We start from the raw sequence: 23,881 nt of genomic DNA, 5'->3' as shown, positions 1-23,881 counted from the left end.
TGGCCCCCAGGGGGGGGGGGGGGGTGGATCACTCGCGGGGCAAGCCCGCTCCCACAGTTTATAAGACTGTGGGAGTGGGCTTGCCCCGCGATGCTTTTCAAGAAGCTAATCACTGGACGATCCAATGAAAACAATATTCCAGGACTTCTCTCTTTCTGCCTTGGTCGCCGGCTTTATCGCCACTCTGATTTCTTACGCAGGTCCTTTGGTGATCATCTTCCAGGCCGCCCACAGCGCACAGCTGTCTGCGGCCGAGCTGTCTTCGTGGGTCTGGGCCATTTCCATCGGCAGCGGGGTGCTGGGTATCGTGCTCAGTCTGCGCTTCAAGGTGCCGCTGGTGATCGCCTGGTCCGCGCCGGGGTCGGCTTTGCTGGTGGCATTGTTGCCGGACATCGCTTTTGCCGAAGCGGTCGGTGCCTACATCGTCGCCAACCTGGTGATCCTGCTCGTCGGTCTGTCGGGTGCCTTTGACCGCATTGTCGGCAAGCTGCCGCCGGCTATTTCAGCCGCCATGCTGGCGGGCATCCTGTTCAGCTTCGGTACCGGCCTGTTCACCTCATTGAAATCGCAGCCGCTGCTGGTGCTGGCGATGTTTGTCAGCTACCTCGTGTTCAAGCGCATCGCCCCGCGTTACGCAGTGTTGGCGGTGCTGGTATGCGGGGTAAGCATTGCCGTGTTCAGCGGCGAAATGAACAGCTCGGCGCTGGTGGTGGGCCTGGCCACGCCAGTCTGGACCACCCCGGAATTTACCTGGCATGCCTTGTTGAGCATCAGCCTGCCGCTGGTGATGGTGGCGCTGACCGGACAATTTGTGCCGGGCATCGTCGTGTTGCGCAATGACGGCTACCAAACCCCGGCAAGCCCGATCATCTCCAGTAACGCATTCACCAGCCTGCTGTTGGCGCCATTCGGTTGCCATGGCCTGAACCTGGCGGCGATCACGGCGGCCATCTGCACTGGCCGTGAAGCACATGACGATCCGGGCAAACGTTATTGGGCGGGTGTGTCGGGTGGTGTGCTGTATTTGCTGCTCGGGGTGTTCGGGGCAACGCTGGTGTCGCTGTTCACCGCGTTTCCGGCGGCCTTGATTGCGGCGCTGGCGGGGCTGGCGTTGTTCGGTGCCATTGGTGGGGCGCTGGCCGGGGCGATGAGTGTGCCGAGTGATCGCGAGGCGGCGTTGATCACCTTTCTGGTGACGGCTTCGGGGATGTCATTCCTGGGGTTGTCGGCGGCATTCTGGGGGCTGATCTTCGGCGTGTTCGCGCACTTGCTGCTCAACCTGCGGCGGCCAGCGCCACAGGTGAGCAGGGTAGGGGTACAGGCTGACTGAAGTCAGATCTGCATGGCCATGCCTTCGACGTTCATCGCCGCCTGGCGCAAGGCTTCGGAACGGGTCGGGTGCGGGTGGCAGGTGAGGGCGATGTCTTCGGCCGAGGCCGAGAACTCCATGGCCACGCAGAACTCGCCGATCATCTCGCTGACGCTCGGGCCGACCAGGTGCACGCCCAGCACCTCGTCGGTGTTGGCGTCGGCCAGGACCTTGGCGAAGCCCTCGGTCTCATGGTTGATCTTCGCCCGGCTGTTGGCAGTGAAAGGAAACTTGCCGACCTTGTAGGCACGCCCTTCGGCCTTGAGTTGCTCTTCGGTCTTGCCGACGCTGGCCAATTCCGGACGGGTATAGATCACCCCGGGGATGAGGTTGTAGTTGACCTCATGGGCCTTGCCGGCAATACGCTCGATGCAGGCCACCGCTTCGTCTTCGGCCTTGTGCGCGAGCATCGGCCCGGAGGTGACGTCGCCGATCACCCAGATTCCCGGTACGGCCGAGCGATGGTGATCGTTGGCGAGCATGCCGCGCTTGTCGGTTTCCAGGCCGACGTTTTCCAGGCCCAGGCCTTTGGTATACGGACGACGACCGATAGCGACCAGCACATAGTCTGCCTGCAGGCTTTCGCTGGCGCCGCCAGCGGCAGGTTCCAGGCTCAGGCTGACACCATCCGCCGAGGCGGTGGCCTGGGTGACCTTGCTGCCCAGCTTGAAGCTGATGCCTTGTTTGGCCAGTGCGCGTTGCAGGGTCTTGGCGGTTTCTTCGTCGGTACCCGGGCAGATACGGTCGAGGTATTCGATCACCGTGACCTGGCTGCCCAGACGCCGCCACACCGAGCCCAGCTCCAGGCCGATGACACCCGCGCCGATCACCACCAGGTGCTTGGGCACACTGGGCAGCGAGAGGGCGCCGGTGGAGTCGATGATGCGTTGGTTATCAATAGTCACACCCGGCAGAGGGGTTGGTTCGGAGCCGGTGGCGATAACGATGTCGTTGGCCTGCAGCTCAGTGATGCTGCCGTCCTCGGCGCTGACATTGACCCGGCCTGGCCCTGCGATCTGACCCCAGCCCTTGATCCAGTCGACCTTGTTCTTGCGGAAGAGGAACTCGATGCCCTTGGTCAGGCCCGTCACGCTTTCGTCTTTCTGCTTCATCATCTGTGCAAGGTTCAAGGTCGGTTTGACCTCGATACCCAGGTTGGCGAACTCGCTGCCTACCGCCGCCTCATACAGTTCCGAGGCATGCAGGAGTGCCTTGGAGGGCATGCAGCCGACATTCAGACAGGTGCCGCCCAAAGTCGAACGGCCTTCCACGCAGGCCACGCTCATGCCCAGCTGACCGGCACGGATTGCGGCGTTGTAGCCGCCCGGGCCACCGCCGATGATCACCACATCATAGGTTTTCATTGTTGTACTCCAGGATGAAGAATCGACAATGGCGCCAAGATTAGTCTGCCAGGCGATTGATTGTATACAATCAATCGCGTGACTTTATCGCTCCTCAGCGCGCTGGAATCGGCGCGATAGGCTCAGGCGATGGTGGCAATAGGCTGACACTTCCAGCAAATGAACTACCCTTTGGCGATGACGTCCGATGAAAAAGGGAGGCTCATTTCATGCTTGCGCAACTTCCGCCTGTTCTGCAAAGCCTGCGACTGCCGCTGCGTCTGAAGCTGTGGGATGGCCATGAGTTCGATCTGGGTCCCAAGCCTCAGGTCACTATCGTGGTCAAGGATCCGCAGCTGATCAGCCAGTTCACCCATCCGAGTCTGGACGAACTGGGCGCAGCCTTCGTCGAAGGAAAGCTGGAACTGGAGGGCACCATCGGCGAGGTGATCCGGATTTGCGATGAGCTCAGCGAAGCCTTGCTCAAGCATGAAGTCGATGACTTGCCGGTGCGTAGCGAGCATGACAAAGCCACCGACGCGGCAGCGATCTCCTATCATTACGACCTGTCCAACGACTTCTACCAGCTGTGGCTGGACCAGGACATGGCCTATTCCTGTGCCTATTTCAAAACCGAACAGGACACCCTTGAGCAGGCCCAGCAGAACAAGTTCGAGCACCTGTGCCGCAAGTTGCGTTTACAGAAGGGCGACTACCTGCTCGATGTGGGGTGCGGTTGGGGTGGCCTGTCACGCTTTGCCGCTCGGGAGTTTGGCGCCAAGGTGTTAGGCATTACCCTGAGCAAAGAGCAGCTCAAGCTCGGTCGCCAGCGGGTCAAGGACGAAGGTCTGCAGAATCAGGTAAAGCTGCAGATCCTCGATTACCGTGACATTCCTCAAGATGGTCGCTTCGACAAGGTGGTCAGTGTCGGCATGTTCGAACATGTCGGTCATGCCAACCTGGCCTTGTACTGTGAGCGTCTGTTCGGGGCGGTACGCGAGGGCGGTCTGGTGATGAACCACGGCATCACCGCCAAGCATGTGGACGGGCGTCCGGTAGGGCGGGGTGCCGGGAGTTTCATCGGCCGCTATGTTTTCCCCCACGGCGAGCTGCCGCACTTGTCGATGATCTCGGCCAGCATCAGCCATGCTGGTCTTGAGATTGTCGATGTCGAAAGCCTGCGCCTTCACTATGCACACACACTCAAGCACTGGAGTGATCGCCTGGAAAGCCAGTTGCAGTTAGCCTCGACGCTGGTGCCGGAAAAGGCCCTGCGTATCTGGCGCCTGTACCTGGCCGGTTGTTCTTATGCCTTCGCCAAGGGCTGGATCAACCTGCACCAGATCCTCGCGGTCAAACCTTATGCTGACGGCCATCATGACCTGCCGCTGACCCGCGAGGACCTCTATCGCTGAGGTGATTAGAGAATCGGTGAAATCAGTCGGGCGATACGCATGCCCAATAGTTGTAGGCGGTGAGTGTCCTGGCTGTCCTCGGCACTGATCTCCCGGGCTTGGTCAAAGTCATGGATGAGCATTGCTTCGACCTGATCGGCGAAGTCCCGGTCGACCGTCAACAGCATCACTTCGAAGTTCAGGCGGAAGGAACGGTTGTCCAGATTGGCGCTGCCGATGGCGCTGATCTCATTGTCGATCAGCACCACCTTCTGGTGCAGGAAGCCCGGACCATAACGGAACATCCTCACCCCTGCTCGAACAGCCTCGAAAGCAAAGAGACTGGAGGCGGCATAGACGATGCGATGGTCGGCACGCGAAGGCACCAGGATGCGCACATCCACGCCACGAAGCACGGCCAGGCGCAACGCTGCGAACACCGCTTCATCAGGGATGAAGTACGGGCTGGTAATCCACAGCCGTTCCCTTGCCGAATGGATGGCTTCGACGAAGAACAGCGAACAGGTTTCCTGTGGGTCGGCCGGACCGCTGGCGAGGACCTGACAGAGCACGCCGTCCTCGGGGTAAGTGTCGGGCAGGATCAGCGGCGGCAGCTCGCGTGCGGCCCAGAACCAGTCCTCGGCGAACGACTCCTGCAGGCAGGCCAGTACCGGGCCGCTGACCTGCACATGGGTGTCGCGCCAGGGGGAGAGTTTGGGCTTTTCGCCGAGGTACTCGTCGCCGACGTTGTGCCCGCCAACGAAGCCCTGTACGCCATCGACCACGACGATCTTGCGGTGGTTGCGGAAGTTGACCTGGAAACGATTGAACCAACCTCGGCGGGTGGCGAAGGCGCGGATGTTCACACCGCCGTCGCGCAACTTCTGGCTGTAGCTGGTGGGCAGGGCGTGGCTGCCAACCCGGTCATACAGCACATAAATCTTCACCCCTTCGGCGGCCTTCTTCAGCAGCAAGGCTTGCAAGGCGCGTCCGAGCTTGTCGTCATGGATGATGAAGAACTGTACCAGTACCGTGTCACGCGCTTGTTCAATGGCGGCGAAGATGGCGTCGAAGGTCGCCTTGCCGTCGATCAACAGACGTACCTGGTTGTTCGCCAGGCATGGCATGCGGCCTAACCGCGGCATGGCCCGCAAGGCGCCATAGGATTCGGAGTTGCGTGCTGCCAGCGCTTCATCGACCCACGGTCGCCAGTTCAGGTCGGCCATGGCCACATGCATCTCCCGGTTGGCCTGACGCCGGGCCTGGATGTAGGCATCGAAGGTGCGGCTGCCAAATACCAGGTAAGGGATCAAGGTGAAGTAGGGGATGAACAGCAGTGACAGGGCCCAGGCAATAGCACCCTGGGCCGTGCGCACGGTGAGCACTGCATGCATGGCGGCGATGGCACCGAGCAAGTGCAGGGCACCGATGAGGTAACCGAAGAAGTAGGGGCTGTGGTAATCCATACGCATCCTGCTGTCCAAAGGCACTGCCCTCTAACAGAGCATGTTCCACACTGCACTTGCAACCGAAAGGTCAAATTGACGTCTAAGCTGTGTTCCAGCTTGGGGCTGGAGTTTCGAGGAGTCACTACATGAAAAGTCGTCTGCCGATGCTGGCATTGGTCCTGGGTGTGTCGAGCCCGTTGGTGCATGCGCAAATGTTGCAACCAGGGTTGTGGGAGCTGACCACCAGCAATATGCAGGTCGATGGCAAAGCGCTGCCCGACATGGGCTTTATGCTCGGCCAGCTGAAGAACCTGCCACCCGAGCAGCGGGCGATGATCGAAGGCGGGTTGGCCAAGCAGGGGATCAGTGTCGCCGGTCAGGGTGTTCGCTCATGCCTGACCCCTGAGCAGGTCAAGACCGATGACATTCCGTTGCAAGACCCGAAGTCTGGCTGCACCCAGAAGATTACCGAGCGCACCGGCAATGTCTGGAAATTCACCTTCAGCTGTCCGAAAGCACAGGGCAATGGCGTAGCAACATTCCAGAGTGATAAAGAGTTCACGACTACAGTGAACGGAACCTTCAATGCCTCGGGGGCCCAGCAACAAGGAAGCATGAACACACGCGCTGTTTGGCTGGGCAGCGACTGCGGTACGGTCAAGCCGCGGACTTGACGCTCGTCGAGTTACCAGTGCCACTGGCTGTGAGCGACTGCATCGTGGGCATGCAGACTTTCGGCATGTTCCACGCGCAGGGCGAAACCACTCAGCCAGTTCAAGCGTTGCAAGGCCAGGTGTAAGCGTCGCGCAGCGTCCTCACAGAACATCAGGTTCTGACCGTTGGCCAGGGCAAAGGCCTGTTCATCCGCGCGCTTTACCGCAGTTTGTACTGCAGTACCGAGCGCGGCCTCGGCCTGATCAATCAGAGCGATGATTGGCAGTTCGCTTGTCCCTTGCTTCAAGCGCACCTGCAGTTGCGCCACACTGCGTTGACTGTGAGGCGTGGCCACTACCCCCTGGGCGCTACCCAACCAACTGAGTACTGCCTCGTGACTGAGTGTCCGGTTGCCAAAATCAGCCAGGAATTGTTGTTGAATCAACTGCCTGGCCAAAGCTGCCGAGCAAGGGCAGGTGGAGGAGTAATCGAGTTCCACTTTTAGTTCCACGTGGAACATTCCATCTTTCAGCTGCGCAGTAAGGGTGACCGGATAGGCTTTCCAACCTGCCAAGGGACTGATCAAGGCGGGGCGTTTGAGCATCAGTTCAAAGCGCACATTCAAGTAAGCACCCGCCGATAAACCCGCATGGCTCTCAAGAAACCGGTCCAGTACCTGGTGCACGAGCAATGGCGTCAACGGCTGCTTTTCGAACATCTCCAGTGCCAGATACAACCGCGACATATGGATACCGCGTGAGCTGCCATCGTCCAGGCTAACCCCGGCGTCGGCATTGGCGCGCAGGGTGCTACCATCGAAGATCACCGGCAAAGCAATGTTGCACATGCCTACCCAATCCAGTGGCAACGAAGTGTGGATAGCTTGTGCGGCGATATCAGGAAGCGTGAGGACGGTCATGGGCAACTCGTTTTGGTGATTGCAGTTACTGGCAGCCGCTCAGGCGATTGCAGCGCATGTTGAATCGCTGCCCCTTGGAACTGGAAACCCGGTTGAAGGTAGTCCAGCCGACTTTACGGCTGTAACCCACCCAGGTTTCGCCGTCACTGGCCAGGCCAGTGTAGAAGGTCAGCTGCCCGTAGCGACTGTTGGTCTGTGCCCACAATCGACGTCCTTCGACTTCATAGCCGCGCAGATAGGTTGTGCTGCCATCAATACGCACGCTGTAGTAGTTACCTTGAGCGTCGCCACACGCCAGCAAGGTGGCGCTGCGGGTGCACAACGCCAGGCCCTTGCTCAGTGGCACAGCGCCGGCAGCAACGGGCAGGCAGAGCAGCACGATGGCGGTGGTAGAGAGGCACAACAGCTTCATTCTTGGCGTCCTTCGAGGCGGCCTTCGGTCGTGTTCAGGTAAAGCAGCTTGGTGAGATTGTATTGTTATAATATAACATTGTGCAATGCATCGTTCGAATGCACCCGCCCTGATGAGGACCCGACCATGCCCAACCGCCTTCCCGTCACCGTACTGTCCGGCTTCCTCGGTGCCGGTAAAAGCACCCTGCTCAACCATGTTCTGCGTAACCGCGAGAATCTGCGGGTGGCGGTGATCGTCAACGACATGAGTGAAATCAACATCGACGCCAGCGAGGTGCAACGCAATGTCAGCCTCAACCGCGCCGAAGAAAAACTGGTGGAAATGAGTAACGGCTGCATCTGCTGCACCCTGCGTGAAGACCTGCTCGAAGAAGTTGGCCGTCTGGCGCGAGAGGGCCGCTTTGATTACCTGCTGATCGAGTCCACCGGCATCTCCGAACCGCTGCCGGTTGCCGAGACCTTTACCTTCCGTGATGAACAGGGCCGCAGCCTGGCTGACCAGGCTCGGCTGGACACCATGGTCACGGTGGTCGACGGGCTGAACTTCCTGCGTGATTATCAGGCCGCTGAAAGCCTGGCCAGTCATGGCGAGACCCTGGGTGAAGACGACGAACGCTCGATCAGTGACCTGCTGATCGAGCAGGTGGAATTTGCCGATGTAATTCTGCTCAGTAAGATCGACCTGATCAGCAGCCATGAGCGCGAAGAACTCAGCGCGATCCTGCGCAGCCTCAACGCCCACGCGCAGATCGTGCCGATGCTCATGGGTCAGGTGCCGTTGGCGTCGATCCTCAATACCGGGCTGTTCGACTTCGAGCGCGCCGCCCAAGCGCCGGGGTGGCTGCAGGAGCTGCGCGGTGAGCATGTGCCGGAAACCGAAGAGTACGGCATCGCCGCCAGTACCTGGCAGGCCCGTCGGCCGCTGCATCCGCAACGCTTCTTCGACTTTATCCACAGGCCGTGGAGCAATGGCCGGTTGCTGCGCTCGAAAGGTTTTTTCTGGTTGGCCAGCAAACATCAGGAGGCCGGAAGCTGGTCGCAGGCCGGCGGCATGATGCGTCATGGCTTTGCCGGTCGCTGGTGGCGCTTTGTGCCGCGTCAGCACTGGCCGCAAGATGAGCAAAGTACTGCGGCGATCCTGAAGAACTGGACAGCTGAAAGCGGTGATTGCCGTCAGGAACTGGTGTTCATCGGTCAAAACATCGACTTCACGCGGCTCAAGGCTGAACTGGATGCCTGCCTGCTTAGCGATGCTGAAATGACCGAGGGCGCCGAAGCCTGGTGCCAATTGCCGGATCCGTTCGGTCCTTGGTACGACGAAGAGGCGGCTTGATGGTCTTGACGCCACGGCCTGCCTTCAAGGCATAGTGACGAAAATCCAGGGCGCCCACCGTCATATGCTGCAGAACATCCCTACCCACGTTATTGCCGGCCCTTTGGGTGCCGGTAAAACCAGCCTGATCCGTCAACTAATGGCCCAGCGGCCCGCCAATGAACGCTGGGCCGTGCTGATCAATGAGTTCGGTCAGGTCGGTCTGGATGCGGCGCTGCTGAGCACCGACGACCAGGGCGTCGCCATGGGCGAGGTGGCAGGTGGCTGCCTGTGCTGCGTCAATGGCGCCCCTTTCCAGGTTGGCCTGGGTCGTTTGCTGCGCACAGCCAGACCGCACCGTTTGTTTATCGAGCCTTCGGGGTTGGGGCATCCACTGCAGTTGCTGGAACAGCTTCAACAGCCGCCGTGGCGTGGAGTACTGGCGGTGCAACCGGCAGTGATGGTGCTCGATGCCCAGCAGCTCGCAAGGCGCATTGCGTTACCTGAGGCGCAGGAACAAGCCCTGGCCAGTGCCGGCTTGCTGGTGATGAACAAGTCGCAGGGACTGGATGCCGCGCAACGCCTGTGGATAAGTTCACAGCTGCCCGGACAGTCGTTGTTCTGGACCGAGCAAGGACAACTACCGTTGTCTGCATTGCCGACGCAGAGGTTTGTGTCGACGCAAATCGACGATGTGGATAAGTTGGTTTTGCCCAACAAAACAGGACCCAGTGAGACCCTGTGGATAAACCCACAGCGGCCAATTTGCAGTATTCAGCAGGCTGCAGAGGGTTGGAGCATCGGTTGGCGCTGGCATCCACAACAGGTGTTCGAGCGGCCGCTTATTGAACAGTTTTTGCGCAGCTTCTCCTGGCGCCGGGCCAAGTTAGTTATCCACAGTCCCCAGGGTTGGCAATCGATCAATGCTGTGGGGGAGCAGGGCGATTTGCTCTGGCAACCCAGCGAATGGCGGCGCGACTCGCGCATCGAGCTGATTTTTGCCACTGCCCAGGATCAGGCGCTGCTGCAGCACGCCATGCAGGCGTGCCGGAGCTAGTTGCGCCAGCGGTTATGGTCCTGGCGCCACTGATTCATCTCAATGACATTGTCGGCCTGTTGGACCGGTTTGATTTCGAACGGGTAGGGCGCCAGTTCGATCTGCATGCTGTGGGCACCGAACTGGGTGACGGTGCCTGGGTGGCGCTGCTCACCGGTGACCGTGAACTCGAAGTTATACACACGGGCCAGGCGCTTGCGGCCTTGGGCATCGCGGACAAAGCCAATGCGCTTGAGGGCCACGTTGCCATCGAGCAGTTCCAGATCGAGTTTTGCACAATGCTGCTTGACCCGCTCCAGGGCCTTTTCACGCAATCCGTGGTTGTGCCACAGCCACGCACCGGCCGTGGCCAGCAGCATCAGCACGGAGAGATTACCCAGGGTTAACATTCGCAGATGCTCCAACAAAGTATGCCCAGCTTAACTGCCTCCCTGGTCTGTCGTACAGGTGGCTTTTAGCGCCATACTGCGCGCCTAGTTTTCCAATTATCTGCTTCGGAAGCCTTGCATGAAACGTACACCGCACCTGCTCGCCATCCAGTCCCATGTAGTTTTCGGCCATGCCGGTAATGGCGCGGCAGTGTTCCCGATGCAGCGGGTCGGTGTGAATGTCTGGCCACTCAATACCGTACAGTTCTCCAACCATACTCAGTATGGCCAGTGGACAGGAGAAGTGCTTGCGCCAGCGCAAATTCCCGCGCTGGTAGAGGGCATTGCCGCGATCGGCGAGCTGGGTAATTGCGATGCGGTACTGTCCGGCTACCTGGGCAGTGCCGAGCAGGGCCGCGCGATTCTCAGTGGCGTGGCACGGATCAAGGCTGCCAATCCCAAGGCTTTGTACCTGTGTGATCCGGTCATGGGGCATCCAGAAAAGGGCTGTATCGTACCGGCCGAAGTCAGTGCCTTTCTGCTCGAAGAAGCCGTGGCGGTTGCCGACGTGTTGTGCCCGAACCAGCTTGAACTGGACAGCTTCTGCGATCGCCGCCCCGAGTCCCTGGAAGATTGCGTGGTCATGGCCCGCAGCTTGTTGGCGCGTGGGCCGAAAGCCGTTCTGGTCAAGCACCTGGCTTACCCGGGGCGCGGTGCGGAAGATTTCGAGATGCTGCTGGTTACTGCAGAAGGCAGCTGGCACCTGCGCCGGCCGTTGTTGGCCTTCCCACGTCAGCCAGTAGGCGTTGGCGATCTGACTTCAGGGTTGTTCCTGGCCCGCCTGCTACTCGGCGATGACTGGGTCGCAGCCTTTGAATTCGCCGCCTCCGCCGTGCATGAAGTGCTGCTGGAAACCCAGGCCTGCGCCAGCTATGAACTTGAGCTGGTACGGGCCCAGGACCGCATCGTGCATCCACGGGTGCGCTTCGAGGCGCGACGCCTGAACAGTTAAAGCGTGTCGCCCTTGAGCTCCTGGTAGCGCTTTTCCAGCTCCTGGCGAATCAGCCGGCGCTGCTTGCCTTGCAGGAAGCGGCGCTTTTCTTCGCTGGATTCCGGTTGGCGCGGGGGCACGGCTACAGGCTTGCGGTCGTCGTCGACGGCAACCATGGTGAAGAAGCAGCTGTTGCTGTGGCGCACCGAACGCTCACGAATGTTTTCGGTGACGACCTTGATGCCAACCTCCATCGAGGTGTTGCCGGTGTAGTTGACCGAGGCCAGAAAGGTTACCAGCTCACCGACATGCACCGGCTCGCGAAAGACCACCTGGTCTACCGACAGGGTCACCACATAACGGCCGGCATAGCGGCTGGCGCAGGCATAGGCGACTTCATCGAGGTATTTCAGCAGCGTGCCGCCATGAACGTTGCCAGAAAAATTGGCCATGTCCGGGGTCATCAGGACGGTCATCGACAGCTGGGCGTTTCCAGGTTCCATAGTGTGCTCACGGTTAGGTTGCGCTGAGGCGGGGTGGCGACTGGTATTCACGCTTCTTTCCCCTATTACGATTCCCATCTAAAGACGGGACGCTGACAGCGGCCTTGCCGTCACGCTGTTTGTGCCATTTACGGCGTTGATTTGGTCGATCTGTTTCCACTTATTGCATCGGCTTTTCGCGACAGGTGGCAGTGTTAACCTGAGGAGGCCCATGCAAGGTGGGTTTTCTACATTAAAAACACTATGTACCCGCAACTCAATCAGTCAATTTCTGGGGATGAGTAGCGGTTTGTCCTTCGTCATCAGGTAAGGAGTACCACGCCGTGCATGCCATAAGCTTTATCCAGGACTTGGCAGTGATCATGCTGGTCGCTGGTGTGGTGACCATCCTTTTTCACCGTTTCAAGCAGCCGGTGGTGCTGGGTTATATCGTTGCCGGCTTTATCATTGGCCCACACACCCCGCCTTTTGGCCTGATTCACGACGAAGACACGATCAAGACCCTGGCCGAGCTCGGGGTGATTTTCCTGATGTTCTGCCTCGGCCTGGAATTCAGCCTGCGCAAGCTGTTCAAGGTGGGTGCCACGGCGTTTATCGCGGCGTTCCTGGAAATCGTGCTGATGATCTGGATCGGCTTCGAGATCGGCCGCTGGTTCGGCTGGAGCACCATGGACTCGCTGTTCCTCGGCGCAATCCTGGCGATTTCCTCGACCACCATCATCGTCAAGGCACTCAACGACCTGAAGATGAAGAACGAGCGCTTTGCCCAGCTGATCTTCGGCGTGCTGATCGTCGAGGACATTCTCGGTATCGGTATCATCGCCTTGCTTTCGGGGATCGCCGTCAGTGGCTCGGTCAGTTCCGGCGAAGTGTTCTCCACCGTTGGCAAACTGTCGCTGTTCATGATCGTCGCCCTGGTCATCGGCATTCTGTTGGTGCCGCGCCTGCTGGCCTACGTGGCACGCTTCGAAAGCAACGAGATGCTGCTGATCACCGTGCTGGGGCTGTGTTTCGGTTTCTGCCTGCTGGTGGTCAAACTCGAGTACAGCATGGTGCTGGGTGCGTTCCTGATCGGGGCAATCATGGCCGAATCGCGGCAGTTGCTGAAGATTGAACGACTGATCGAACCGGTTCGCGACCTGTTCAGCGCCATCTTCTTCGTCGCCATCGGCATGATGATCGACCCACTGGTGCTGGTCGAATATGCCTGGCCGATTGTGGTCATCACTATCGCTGTAGTGTTGGGCAAGATGCTTTCTTGCGGCATGGGGGCATTCATTGCGGGTAACGACGGGCGCACTTCGTTGCGCGTGGGGATGGGGCTGTCTCAGATTGGTGAGTTCTCGTTCATCATTGCTGCGCTGGGCATGACCCTGCAGGTCACCAGCGACTTTCTCTATCCGGTCGCGGTGGCCGTGTCGGCAATCACAACGCTGCTCACGCCTTATCTGATCCGTGGCGCCGACCCGTTGTCGCTGAAGCTTGCCAAGGTCGTTCCGCCGCGCCTGGCACGGGTTCTGTCGTTGTATGGCGAGTGGCTTCGGAGTATCCAGCCACATGGCGAAGGTGCGTTACTGGCTTCCATGATCCGGCGCATCCTGCTGCAGGTGGGGGTGAATCTGGCACTGGTGGTGGCGATCTTTTTCAGCGGTGGTTATTTCGCTGCGCGCATCGGTGAATACCTGGGCGAATGGATCAGCGATGTCGGCCAGCAGAAAGCGCTGATCTGGGGTGCTGCACTGTTGCTGTCGCTACCCTTCCTGATTGCTGCCTATCGCAAGCTCAAGGCCCTGTCGATGCTTCTGGCCGAGATGGGGGTCAAGCCGGAAATGGCCGGTCGCCATACCCAGCGGGTGCGCCGGGTGATTGCCGAGGTGATTCCGCTGTTGTCGCTGCTGGTGATCTTCCTGCTGTTGTCGGCACTGTCGGCAAGCATTCTGCCGACCAGCGAATTGCTGGTGCTGATCGCAGTCGTAGCGGCGGGGGTGGTGGCGTTGCTCTGGCGCTGGCTCATCCGCGTGCACACGCGCATGCAGATCGCGTTGCTGGAGACGCTGGACAATCATCAGGAGAATCACCACTAGGGTGAGGAGGCAAGACGCTTCCCGCACGAGACGATTCGAATGTCCGAGGGGATGGAGCGGTAGCGAAATCGCCACGCGCAGGAAGGCGTGGCGATTCTACGAACATTAATGGCAAACGGCCATTAATTTATGAGGATATTTCTCATTCAGCTTTCCAGCCAGACATCCCGTGCCCAGTGCCAGACCGATTCCCAGCTTTCCTCGGTGACAATCTCTTCTTCGCCGGACCATAGCACCACGGTGCCGTCTTCTTCGACGCAGTAGTAATCGTCGCCGTCCTGGCAGATCGGGATCAGCTCGCGCGGTACACCCATGTCCCAGGCCGTAGCGGCCACTTCCGGCAAATAGGTGTGCGATTGCGGGTCGGTGACAGTGACCGGCTCCAGGCTGCCATACACCACATCGCTGACCGTCAGCAGGAATTCCTTGAAGACGAACGGAATGTTGATGAACAACTGTTCTTCGATTTCGACCAACTGGTCTTCGTCCGGCAACTCAAGCGGCACCGGTACCGGTTCGTTGGCTTCTCGGAGCTGTTCGATGACTTCTTCCACGGTTCTATCCTCTAACCTTTACGACACGCTGCGCGTTATACCCTAGTAGCCCACTGCGCTAAAAGCAAAACCCCGGGACAGGCCCGGGGTTTTTTTGTGCAATGCCTCAAGATCAGCCGTTCTGGCGGATCCCGGCGACCAGCCAAGGCTGGTTTTCGCCCTGGGCGCGTTCCATGTTCCAGCTTTCGCTGAACACTTCGCCCTGGTCGAAGCGCGAGGTTTTCGACACACCGCTGAAGGTCAGGGTGGCGATGGTCTTGTCGGCGCGATCATCGACACCTTCAAGCTGCACATCCAGGTTGTCGATGTAGGTGGACTGGAAGCCATCACCCAGTTCAGCGCGCTCCTGCTTGAGGAACTGCAGCATTTGCGGGGTGACGAACTCGGCGATCTTGTCCATCTCGTTGGCGTCCCAGTGCTGCTGCAGCGTCTGGAAGTGGTTACGGGCAGCGGCTAGGAAGCTTTGCTCGTTGAACCAGGCCGGTGCGTTGATAACCGGACGGGCAGCAGCGGCAGGCGCGGCGGAGCCACCGAAGATCGACGGCTGGGCAGCTGGCTGGTGGGCTTCACGCTGGAACGGCGCGTGACCGGCGGCAGCCATGTGTGGCTGCTGCTTGCGGCGACGGGCGGCAATGAAGCGGAACACCAGGAAGGCGATCAGCGCCATGATCAGGATGTCGAAGATCTGCATGCCGTCGAAGCCATCACCCATGAACATCGAGGCCAGCAGGCCGCCGGCGGCGAGACCGGCCAGTGGGCCGAGCCATTTCGATGCGCCGCTGGCGGCTGCAGGTGCACGACCTGGCGCGGTTGGCGTGGCACCCGGGGTGGTCGGGGTTGCCTGGCGGGTCTGGTGCATTGGCGCGGCGCCTGAGCTTTTGCCGCCGCCCATGCGTTTGGCGTTGGCGTCGAGGCTCATCGTCAGGCCGATGCACAACGCCAGGGCGATGCTAAGAAAACGTTGCATAGAAGGGTATTCCCGTTTTGTGGATTGCACGCGCGTCATGGTGCACAGGTTGTAGGACACATGACCAGCGCCAAGATGTTTCCAGCTTTTGCCTGCAGTCCGGGCCACTGTTCTGTGGGAGGGGGGGGGGGGGGGGGGGGAGGGGGGGGGGGGGGAGAGAAAGAAACAAGAGACCACAACACCCTCCCCCCCCCTCCTCCCCCCCCCCCCCCCCCCCCCCCCCCCCCCCCCCCCCCCCCCCCCCCCCCCGCTCCCACCATTCCTACTTAAAGGGCTTCAAGCTTGGCGTAGCCGAGCATCAGCCATTTGCTGCCTTCGGCGAAGTTGACCTGCACCCGGGCCTGGGCGCCGGAGCCTTCGAAATTGAGGATCACCCCTTCGCCGAACACCGCATGCTGCACGCGCTGGCCAAGGTTGAAGGCGGTTTGCGGAATGTTTGCATTGGCAAACAGGCTGCTGCTGTTTTGTTGCTGCCCGGAGCCAAAAGGACGGCTGACGCTGTTGGACAGGCGTACTTCCTGAATCAGACCCGCCGGAATCTCGCGTACGAAACGGGAAACCTTGTTGTAGGTTTCACTGCCATAAAGGCGTCGGGTTTCGGCGTAGGTCATCACCAGCTGTTGCATGGCCCGGGTGATACCGACATAGGCCAGCCGACGCTCCTCCGCCAGACGGCCGGGCTCTTCCAGGCTCATCTTGTGCGGGAACAGACCCTCTTCCATGCCGACCAGGAATACATGAGGGAATTCCAGGCCTTTGGCGCTGTGCAGGGTCATCAGCTGAATGCTGTCTTCGTGCTCATCAGCCTGGGCATCGCCCGCTTCCAGCGACGCATGGCCAAGGAATGCGGCCAGAGGGGAAAGCTCGGCGTCTTCTTCGCTGGTTTCGAAGTTGCGCGCGGCGCTGACCAGTTCCTCAAGGTTTTCTACCCGTGCCTGACCCTTCTCACCCTTTTCTTCCTGGTGATAGATGATCAGCCCGGACTGCTCGATGACCGTCTGGGTCATCAGGTGCAGCGGCATCTCCATAACCTTGGCGGCGAGGTTTTCAATCAGCTCGATGAACGCAGCCAGGGCGCTGGCTGCGCGACCTTTGAGGGCTTTATTGGCGATCAGCAGGCTCATCGATTCCCACATCGACACTTCGGCGTGGCGGGCGTGGTCACGAATCGCTTCGACGGTTTTCTCGCCGATACCCCGCGGCGGCACGTTGATCACCCGCTCGAGCGCAGCATCGTTGCCGCGCCCTTCGAGCAGGCGCAGGTAAGCCATGGCGTTCTTGATCTCCGCACGTTCGAAGAAGCGCTGGCCACCGTAGATGCGGTAGGGGATGCGCTCGCGCAGCAAGGCCTCTTCAAGCACCCGCGATTGGGCGTTGGAACGATACAGGATGGCGATGTCGCTACGGGCCAGACCGGTCTTGAGCACGCTCTCGATGGTTTCGACTACATAGCGCGCTTCATCGTGCTCGTTGAAGGCCGCGTACAGGCTCAAGGGTTCGCCATCGCCGCCGTCGGTCCACAGTTCCTTGCCCAGGCGATCACTGTTATTGGCGATCAGGGCGTTGGCAGCCCTGAGGATGCCGGCCGTGGAGCGATAGTTCTGCTCCAGGCGGATCATCTCGGCGTCCGGGAAGTCGGCACTGTACTGGTGGATGTTCTCGATCTTGGCACCCCGCCAGCCGTAAATGGACTGGTCGTCGTCGCCTACCACCATCAGGCTGTCGCCACCTTTGCACAGCAGGCGCAACCAGGCGTACTGCACGGCGTTGGTATCCTGGAACTCGTCCACCAGCACGTGGCGGAAGCGCCGTTGGTAGTGTTCGAGCAGGCCCGGATGATCACGCCACAGGTCCAGGGCGCGCAGCAGCAGTTCGGAGAAGTCGATGACCCCGGCGCGCTGGCAAGCCGCCTCGTAGGCCTCATAGATGCTGCGCATGGTCGCCAGGTACAGATCGCCGCTGGCCTGGATGTGCTGTGGGCGCAAGCCTTCGTCTTTCTGCCCGTTGATGAACCATTGGGCCTGGCGCGCCGGCCAGCGCTGCTCATCGAGACCCAGTTCACGGATCACCCGCTTGACCAGGCGTTGCTGGTCATCGCTGTCGAGGATCTGAAAGTTCTGGTTCAACCCGGCTTCTTGCCAATGAGCGCGCAACAGGCGGTGGGCCAGGCCGTGGAAGGTCCCTACCCACATACCGGCGGGGTTGATGCCCATCAACTGCTCGATGCGCTGGCGCATCTCGGCAGCGGCCTTGTTGGTGAAGGTCACCGACAGGATCGAGTGCGGTGAGGCCTGCTCGACCTGGATCAACCAGGCGATGCGGTGCACCAGCACACGGGTTTTGCCGGAGCCGGCACCGGCCAGGACCAACTGACGACCGACGGGGGCCGCTACGGCCTGGCGTTGGGCGTCGTTGAGAGAGTTCAACAGGAGAGAGAGATCATCGCGCATCTGGCCATTTTAGGGGCGCGGACAACCCTTGGGCAAATATACAGTAGAAAAACTTGCCGCCGCTGACTCGACGGTCATCGGCCTGTAGCCCAAGGCCTGCGCGCTTGAGCGCTTTTCGTCGGAAAACCGGGCAGCAGAATAATGATCCAGAGCAGTTTGGCGTGGGCACTTGCTTGTGTATGCTCCGTGCACGTTTAGGGCTAACCATTACAAGAACACTGCCTATGACATTTGGTTCCGGCTCCGTCGGCGTGCCACTGCAGACACGCGGGAGTATTCGCAAGCAATTCGCAACGCAACTGGCGGTAGAGCGCACCCGTCTGCTCTATCAAGGCTCGTTGCTGCCCACCTTGTTCATGTTGCTCAACGGTCTGGTCTGTGCCTGGATGCTGTGGAGCCCTGCGCGCTACCTGCAGATAAGTGTCTGGGTGGTGTGGTTGATGGCGCTGGTTGCTCTGAGGGTTATCCAGGTGGCGGCGTTTGATTCCGCCATGCCGGAACGTCAGGCTCAACCGACCTGGCGGCGAATGTTTCTGTTGGGCTCGGCGTTCAGTGGCTTGACCCTGGGAAGCGCCGCGATTGCGTTGGTCCCTGTGGATAACTTTGCTCAGCAAGCCTGGGTATTTGGCCTGCTGGGGGCGGCCACCCTGTCTGCCAGTATCGCCTATGCTGTCAGTCTGCCGGCTTTCCTCAGTTTTACCTTGCCCTGTCTGTTGCCACCTATCGCCTTTCTGTTCTGGGGGGGGGATGAACAACAGTGGGGCTGGGGCTGGCTTGGGCTGATTGTGCTGGGCGCTTTGTCGGTGGTGGCCTGGCAGGTCAATCGGTTGATCGAGGTTGGCCTGCTCAAGCGCTTCCAGAACCAGGCCCTGATCGAACACCTGCAGGCTGCCCAGCACCGCAGCGAGCGGCTTAATCAGGCGCTTGCCGGCGAAGTAGAGCAGCGGCGGCTGATCGAGGAGCAATTGCGCGAGGCGCAGGTCGGCCTGGAGTCGCGGGTGGCCGAGCGCGGACGCGCGCTGGACCAGGCCAACCACGCACTGAGCAAAAGCGAACAGCGCCTGGCCCTGGCCCTGCAAGCCAGTGAGCTGGGACTGTGGGACTGGAACCTGGAGAGCGATGAGGTCCACCACACTCAGCTACAAGCGTTGTTTGGCCTCGATTCGAGTCAGGTTCGCAGTGTTCGCAACGACCTCAAGCCACGGCTGCATCCGGATGATCTACCGCTGTTGCGACGCACCCTGGTCGAGCACCTGAAGGGCCGCACCGAGGATTACCGTGTCGAGTACCGTGTGCGCCATAGCCAGGGGCACTGGTGCTGGATTGAAGACCGCGGGCGGGCAGTGGAGCATGCTGCCAACGGCAAGGTGCTGCGCATGCTGGGCACGCGCCGCGATGTGTCCGCACAGAAGACTCAAGAGGAGCAGCAACGTCTGGCGGCAACAGTATTTGAGGCCGCCAGCGAAGGCATCGCCATTCTGAGCCCGGACTTCGAACTGCTCGCGGTCAATCAGGCGTTCTGCGAAGTGACCGGCTATTGCCGCGAAGAGTTGTTATCGCGCAACGCACTGGAGTTGCCGTGCAGCCGCGATGCGCGACGTCATAGCCTGGCCATCGATCAGGCCCTGGACCAGCAGGGGCGCTGGCAGGGTGAGCTGGTTGAAGCGCGCAAGAATGGAGAGCTGTACCCGCAATGGTTGCAACTCAATGGGGTTCGCGATGCCCGCGGCAGCATCAGCAATATTGTCGGTTTCTTCACCGACCTGTCGGCACGTCGTGAGTCGGAAGAACGCCTGCGCTACTTGGCTCATTATGATGACCTGACCGGACTGGCCAACCGTGCGCTGTTCCGCCTGCGTCTGCACGATGCGGGTCAGCGTGTTCGGCTCAATGGTCGCAGTCTGGCGTTGCTGCACATCGACCTGGATCGCTTCAAACTGCTCAATGAAAGCCTCGGCCATGAACTGGCAGACCAGTTGCTCAAGAAGATGGCCCAGCGCATTGCCAATGCTGTCCCCGAAGCCGATACCGTGGCGCGTCTATCCGGTGACGAGTTTGCGGTGTTGTTCGATGGCTACACCAACCTGTCCAGCCTGGTAAGGGTAACCACGCGTCTGCTGGACAAGCTGCGCGTACCGCAACGCCTGGATGGTCACGAGGTGGTGATCAGTGCTTCAGTGGGTATCAGTTTGTTGTCAGACGCCACCTTCGATGTGAGTGCTCTGGTCAGCCAGGCCGACATGGCCAAGCAGCACGCCAAGCATCTGGGCGGCGACAGCTTCCAGTTCTATACCGAGAACCTGCGAGCCAGCACCCTTGAGCGCCTGCAGCTGGAAAACCACTTGCGCAAGGCCATCGAGGAGCGGCAGTTACTGGTTTACTACCAGCCCAAGCTGTGCCTGCGCGAGGGACGGCTGCTGGCAGCCGAAGCCTTGGTGCGCTGGCAGCATCCGCAATGGGGCATGGTCCCACCGAGTGAATTCATCGGTCTGGCTGAAGAAACCGGGATGATTGCGCCGATTGGTGAGTTTGTCCTGCGCCAGGCGTGCTGGCAGGCCTGCGAATGGCAGCGCCAGGGACTGGCACCGATCCGGGTTTCGGTGAACCTGTCGGTGCACCAGTTGCGTCAGGGCAAGTTGGTCAGCCTGGTGCGTCAGGTCCTGGAGGAAAGCGGCCTGGCGCCGCACCTGCTGGAGCTGGAGCTGACCGAGAGCCAATTACTCGACAGCGTCGAGCACATCATCACCACCTTTGAGCAACTGCATGAGCTGGGGGTCAAGCTGGCGATCGATGATTTTGGCACGGGGTATTCTTCGCTCAGCTACCTCAAGCGCTTCCCGGTGGACTACGTCAAAATCGATCAGGCCTTTATTCGTGGCCTGCACGAAGGCAGTGAAGACGCCGCCATTACCCGGGCGATCATCGCCATGGCCAAGAGCCTGGAGCTGAAAGTGGTTGCCGAGGGGGTGGAGACGCTGGAGCAGCTGACCTTGTTGCGTGAACAGGGGTGTGACGAAGTGCAGGGTTACCTGATCAGCAAACCGGTGGATGCCAGTGCATTCGAGGCGCTACTTGGGCATGGCATGACCTACTTCCAATAGCAGGCCTTGGCTTAGCAAGACCTGCTTGTGGACGTGTCAGCTAGTGGTGATGCGTTCTGTGACGGTGATCACCAACTTTCCATCAAGCAGCACATTCACCCATTGAATGTCGCCGTGATTCCCGGGCATCTCGAAGCAGACTTCTTTATCAGTCTGCACCTGGGTGAAGATGCCTTCTTCCTGCACCAGTTTGAGCTCCAGGTTCAACCCCATGGATTTGTCCTGAATCCTGGCCTTTTCCAGAATGGGAGTGATGCCTGGATTGGCGACGGTGTAGGTGCCTCGTACCCGAAAGGTTCCCCCGCTGCCTGGCATCAGATCATTTTGCATGTACCAGTCTTTAATTTTGCTCGCCATGTCTTGATTCCTCGATAAGGGCTTGCAACGTCTGTTGCACGCCCATCTTCTTGATACCGAGGCATTCAATGGAGCAGGAAAGCCTTCAACCGTGCCAGGCGCTACCTTGGCGCGCCAGCAGGCTATGAGCCTGCTCCGGTCCGTTGGACCCGGCAGGGTAGGGCCGAGGTGCCTGGAAATGTTCCTGCCAGCCGTTGAGGATCGGATCGATCCAGGCCCAGGCCGCTTCGACCTCGTCACGGCGCATGAAGAGCGTCGAGTCGCCGTCAAGCACGTCCAGCAGCAGACGCTCATAGGCTTCCCAGCGACGGGTCTGGCTGAATATCTGGGCCAGGTTCAGGTTCAGTTCCACCGGCTCCAGGCGCATACCCTTTCCGGGTGTTTTGGTCATCATCTGCAGGCTGATGCGCTCATCAGGCTGGAGCTGGATCAATAGCTGGTTAGCCTGATCACCCTCGAACAGGCGATGAGGAACGGGCTTGAACTGGATGACAATCTGAGAAGAGCGCTTGCCCAGGCGTTTGCCCGTGCGTAGATAAAAGGGCACACCGGCCCAGCGCCAGTTGTCGATATAGGCTTCAACGGCGACGAAGGTCTCGGTATCGCTGTCGTTATCGACATCTTTCTCGAAATAGTAGGCGGGAACTTCCTGGCCGCCGATCTTGCCTGCGCTGTACTGACCGCGCACGGTCTTGTCCTGCACGTCCTGGCCGCTGATGGGTTTGAGGGCCTTGAGGATCTTCACCTTCTCGTCGCGTACCGCCTCTGCTTCGAACTGCGCAGGCGGTTCCATGGCCACCAGGCAGAGCAGCTGCAACAGGTGGTTCTGCAGCATATCGCGAGTGGCACCAGCACGATCGTAGTAGGCGCCACGATTCTCCACGCCGAGGGTTTCACAAACGCTGATCTGTACGTGATCGATCTGGTTGTTACGCCACACCGGCTCCAGCAGGGCATTGGCAAAGCGCAGTGCCATGAGGTTCTGCACGGTTTCCTTGCCCAGGTAGTGATCGATGCGAAACACCTGCGATTCGTCGAATACTGCGCCGATGGCCTGGTTGATTGCGGTGGCCGACTCCAGCGAATGACCGATGGGTTTTTCCAGGACAATGCGCGCTTCGCTCTCTGCCAGGCCTGCGACTTTCAGGTGGTTGGCGATGGGCACGAAGAGGTTCGGCGCGGTCGCCAGGTAATAGACGCGGGTCAGGCCGCCGGGTTCGCCAAGAAAGCGTGCCAGGCGACCAAAATCGGCGCTTTGCGCGGCATCCATGGAGAAGTAGTCCAGCCGTGCCGAGAATCGTGCCCAGACATCTTCGTCGAAGTCGTTGCGGGCGATCTGGGCGCGACAGCGGCGTTCGGCGAGCTTGAGATATTCGCTGCGCGGCAGGTTGCGCCGGGCCAGGGCAATAATGCGCACGGCAATATGCAGACGGCCCTCGCGATACAGGTGATAGAGCGCCGGGAGCAGTTTATGCAGGGCCAGATCACCGGTGCCGCCGAACACCATAATGTCGCAAGGGATAGTCAATACCACCACTCTCCTAGTTCGTTTAGCTGGGCGGGTCGCTGGTCATGTAGTATAACTACAAGAAAGCTACAACCCGGTCAGTCGATCATAACCGAGTCCTGCCCTTGAATCTGTTGCAACACATCGCCCAGTCGCGCCATCTGCTACGCAAATCGGAACTGAAAGTTGCCGATCACGTGCTGCTGGATCCCGCAGCCGTCATGCACAGCTCCATGGCCGATCTTGCCCACAGCGTGGGTATCAGCGAACCGACCATCGTGCGTTTCTGCCGAGCCATCGGTTGCTCCGGGTTCCAGGACCTCAAGCTGAAGCTGGCGCAGAGCCTGGCGGCCGGTGCCAGCTTTGGCCAGTTCGCCATTCATGAAGACGACTCGGTCGCCGACTACAGCCTGAAGATTTTCGACACCACCCTGCATACCTTGATGGAAGTGCGCGAGCACCTCGATCCTCAGGCCTTGCAGCGCGCGGTGTCGGCCATGGCTCAGGCCCAGCGCGTCGAGTTCTATGGTTTTGGCGCTTCCGGTGCGGTGGCGGCTGACGCCCAGCACAAATTCTTTCGCCTGCTGCTGACGGCGGCGGCATATTCCGACCCGCACATGCAGGCGATGTCGGCGGTGACCCTCAAACCCGGTGATGTGGCGATCTGTATTTCCCAGTCGGGGCGCTCCAAGGACCTGCTGATCACCGCCAACCTGGTGCGTGAAAGCGGTGCCACGCTGATTACCCTGTGCCCGAGTCAGACGCCCTTGGCCGAGCTGTCGACGGTCAATCTGGCGATCGACGTGCACGAAGATACCGAAATCTACACCCCCCTGACGTCGCGTATCGCTCACCTGGTGGTGATCGATGTGCTCGCCATGGGCGTGGCCATGGCTCGTGGCCCGAGCCTGGTCAATCACCTCAAGAGCGTCAAACGCAGCTTGCGCAGCCTGCGCCTGTCGCCCAAGTCGATCAAGGCGATGGACGACTGATACTCGGCACCTGTTGGAGAGGGCTTGCTGTGGGGGGGGGGGGGGGGGTTGGGGTGGGGGGGGGTCCGCCCCCCCACCCCACAGGAAAACCCACCAA

General features: G+C 60.1%; 20 protein-coding genes. 9 read left to right on the top strand and 11 right to left on the bottom strand.

Going from position 1 to position 23,881, the window contains the following annotated elements; genetic code table 11:
• Positions 1–124: 124 nt before the first annotated feature.
• On the top strand, positions 125–1,330 hold the full coding sequence (locus ACO6VD_RS08590) for a benzoate/H(+) symporter BenE family transporter (RefSeq protein WP_422418315.1): 1,206 nt from the start codon (positions 125–127) through the stop codon (positions 1,328–1,330).
• A gap of 2 nt (positions 1,331–1,332) precedes the next feature.
• Here the strand turns inward: ACO6VD_RS08590 and lpdA are convergent, their stop codons facing one another.
• Entirely contained in the window at positions 1,333–2,733 is a 1,401-nt protein-coding gene (gene lpdA / locus ACO6VD_RS08585; RefSeq protein WP_422418313.1) for a dihydrolipoyl dehydrogenase, read from the bottom strand.
• Positions 2,734–2,942: 209 nt separating this feature from the next.
• Here lpdA and cfaB point away from each other — a divergent pair, with 209 nt between their 5' ends.
• The gene (gene cfaB, locus ACO6VD_RS08580) at positions 2,943–4,127 is read left to right on the top strand and encodes a C17 cyclopropane fatty acid synthase CfaB (protein WP_422418312.1); all 1,185 of its coding nucleotides are present in this window, start codon (positions 2,943–2,945) and stop codon (positions 4,125–4,127) included.
• A gap of 5 nt (positions 4,128–4,132) precedes the next feature.
• On the opposite strand, the gene cls is transcribed toward cfaB, so the two are convergent.
• Positions 4,133–5,572 carry a cardiolipin synthase gene (gene cls, locus ACO6VD_RS08575; protein WP_422418311.1) on the bottom strand — a complete coding sequence of 480 codons (1,440 nt, stop codon included), beginning with the start codon at positions 5,570–5,572 and terminating at the stop codon, positions 4,133–4,135.
• Positions 5,573–5,700: 128 nt separating this feature from the next.
• Between cls and ACO6VD_RS08570 the strand changes: the two genes are divergently transcribed.
• Complete coding sequence (locus tag ACO6VD_RS08570; RefSeq protein ID WP_422418309.1) at positions 5,701–6,228, top strand: DUF3617 domain-containing protein; 528 nt, start codon at positions 5,701–5,703, stop codon at positions 6,226–6,228.
• Positions 6,229–6,239: 11 nt separating this feature from the next.
• Here ACO6VD_RS08570 and folE2 read toward each other — a convergent pair whose 3' ends face one another.
• Both folE2 and ACO6VD_RS08560 read right to left on the bottom strand, forming a co-directional pair.
• A complete protein-coding gene (folE2, locus tag ACO6VD_RS08565) occupies positions 6,240–7,127 on the bottom strand; it encodes a GTP cyclohydrolase FolE2 (protein ID WP_422418308.1) in 888 nt (295 codons plus the stop codon).
• A gap of 25 nt (positions 7,128–7,152) precedes the next feature.
• Positions 7,153–7,539 (bottom strand): glutamine synthetase, encoded by a 387-nt coding sequence (locus tag ACO6VD_RS08560; protein WP_422418307.1) that lies wholly within the window; start codon positions 7,537–7,539, stop codon positions 7,153–7,155.
• Positions 7,540–7,665: 126 nt separating this feature from the next.
• On the opposite strand from ACO6VD_RS08560, the gene zigA reads away from it, so the two are divergent.
• Complete coding sequence (gene zigA / locus ACO6VD_RS08555; protein WP_422418306.1) at positions 7,666–8,874, top strand: zinc metallochaperone GTPase ZigA; 1,209 nt, start codon at positions 7,666–7,668, stop codon at positions 8,872–8,874.
• Between the two features lie 64 nt (positions 8,875–8,938).
• A complete protein-coding gene (locus tag ACO6VD_RS08550; protein ID WP_422418305.1) occupies positions 8,939–9,910 on the top strand; it encodes a CobW family GTP-binding protein in 972 nt (323 codons plus the stop codon).
• Here the strand turns inward: ACO6VD_RS08550 and ACO6VD_RS08545 are convergent.
• Positions 9,907–10,299, bottom strand: coding sequence for a DUF3301 domain-containing protein (locus ACO6VD_RS08545; RefSeq protein WP_422418304.1), 393 nt, complete (start codon positions 10,297–10,299; stop codon positions 9,907–9,909). The two genes, ACO6VD_RS08550 and ACO6VD_RS08545, sit on opposite strands and share 4 nt — an antisense overlap.
• A 118-nt stretch (positions 10,300–10,417) precedes the next feature.
• Here ACO6VD_RS08545 and pdxY point away from each other — a divergent pair, with 118 nt between their 5' ends.
• On the top strand, positions 10,418–11,290 hold the full coding sequence (pdxY, locus tag ACO6VD_RS08540; RefSeq protein WP_422418303.1) for a pyridoxal kinase PdxY: 873 nt from the start codon (positions 10,418–10,420) through the stop codon (positions 11,288–11,290).
• Here pdxY and ACO6VD_RS08535 read toward each other — a convergent pair.
• The gene (locus tag ACO6VD_RS08535) at positions 11,287–11,772 is read right to left on the bottom strand and encodes an acyl-CoA thioesterase (protein WP_157190576.1); all 486 of its coding nucleotides are present in this window, start codon (positions 11,770–11,772) and stop codon (positions 11,287–11,289) included. The genes pdxY and ACO6VD_RS08535 overlap by 4 nt on opposite strands.
• A 323-nt stretch (positions 11,773–12,095) precedes the next feature.
• Here ACO6VD_RS08535 and ACO6VD_RS08530 point away from each other — a divergent pair, with 323 nt between their 5' ends.
• On the top strand, positions 12,096–13,856 hold the full coding sequence (locus tag ACO6VD_RS08530) for a cation:proton antiporter (protein WP_422418302.1): 1,761 nt from the start codon (positions 12,096–12,098) through the stop codon (positions 13,854–13,856).
• A 146-nt stretch (positions 13,857–14,002) separates the two neighbouring features.
• On the opposite strand, the gene ACO6VD_RS08525 is transcribed toward ACO6VD_RS08530, so the two are convergent.
• The 3 genes from ACO6VD_RS08525 to uvrD form a co-directional block, all read right to left on the bottom strand.
• Positions 14,003–14,410 (bottom strand): SMI1/KNR4 family protein, encoded by a 408-nt coding sequence (locus tag ACO6VD_RS08525; protein ID WP_400173177.1) that lies wholly within the window; start codon positions 14,408–14,410, stop codon positions 14,003–14,005.
• 112 nt (positions 14,411–14,522) lie between these two features.
• Positions 14,523–15,377: a Tim44 domain-containing protein gene (locus ACO6VD_RS08520; RefSeq protein ID WP_422418300.1), complete on the bottom strand. Its 855-nt coding sequence runs from the start codon at positions 15,375–15,377 to the stop codon at positions 14,523–14,525.
• Between the two features lie 266 nt (positions 15,378–15,643).
• Complete coding sequence (uvrD, locus tag ACO6VD_RS08515) at positions 15,644–17,827, bottom strand: DNA helicase II (protein ID WP_422418298.1); 2,184 nt, start codon at positions 17,825–17,827, stop codon at positions 15,644–15,646.
• A gap of 224 nt (positions 17,828–18,051) precedes the next feature.
• Here uvrD and ACO6VD_RS08510 point away from each other — a divergent pair, with 224 nt between their 5' ends.
• On the top strand, positions 18,052–20,928 hold the full coding sequence (locus ACO6VD_RS08510) for an EAL domain-containing protein (RefSeq protein ID WP_422418297.1): 2,877 nt from the start codon (positions 18,052–18,054) through the stop codon (positions 20,926–20,928).
• Between the two features lie 36 nt (positions 20,929–20,964).
• Here the strand turns inward: ACO6VD_RS08510 and ACO6VD_RS08505 are convergent, their stop codons facing one another.
• Together ACO6VD_RS08505 and zwf are read right to left on the bottom strand one after the other, a co-directional pair.
• A complete protein-coding gene (locus ACO6VD_RS08505; RefSeq protein WP_422418295.1) occupies positions 20,965–21,285 on the bottom strand; it encodes a hypothetical protein in 321 nt (106 codons plus the stop codon).
• Positions 21,286–21,370: 85 nt separating this feature from the next.
• On the bottom strand, positions 21,371–22,813 hold the full coding sequence (gene zwf / locus ACO6VD_RS08500) for a glucose-6-phosphate dehydrogenase (protein ID WP_422418294.1): 1,443 nt from the start codon (positions 22,811–22,813) through the stop codon (positions 21,371–21,373).
• 104 nt (positions 22,814–22,917) lie between these two features.
• On the opposite strand from zwf, the gene hexR reads away from it, so the two are divergent.
• The gene (gene hexR, locus ACO6VD_RS08495; protein WP_038616018.1) at positions 22,918–23,784 is read left to right on the top strand and encodes a transcriptional regulator HexR; all 867 of its coding nucleotides are present in this window, start codon (positions 22,918–22,920) and stop codon (positions 23,782–23,784) included.
• The last annotated feature ends 97 nt before the right edge of the window (positions 23,785–23,881 follow it).

The organism is Pseudomonas sp. GZD-222 (assembly GCF_049310525.1).
Classification (GTDB): domain Bacteria; phylum Pseudomonadota; class Gammaproteobacteria; order Pseudomonadales; family Pseudomonadaceae; genus Aquipseudomonas.
Note: the sequence above shows the minus strand (reverse complement) of the source record. Positions and strands in the feature narration are given on the sequence as shown.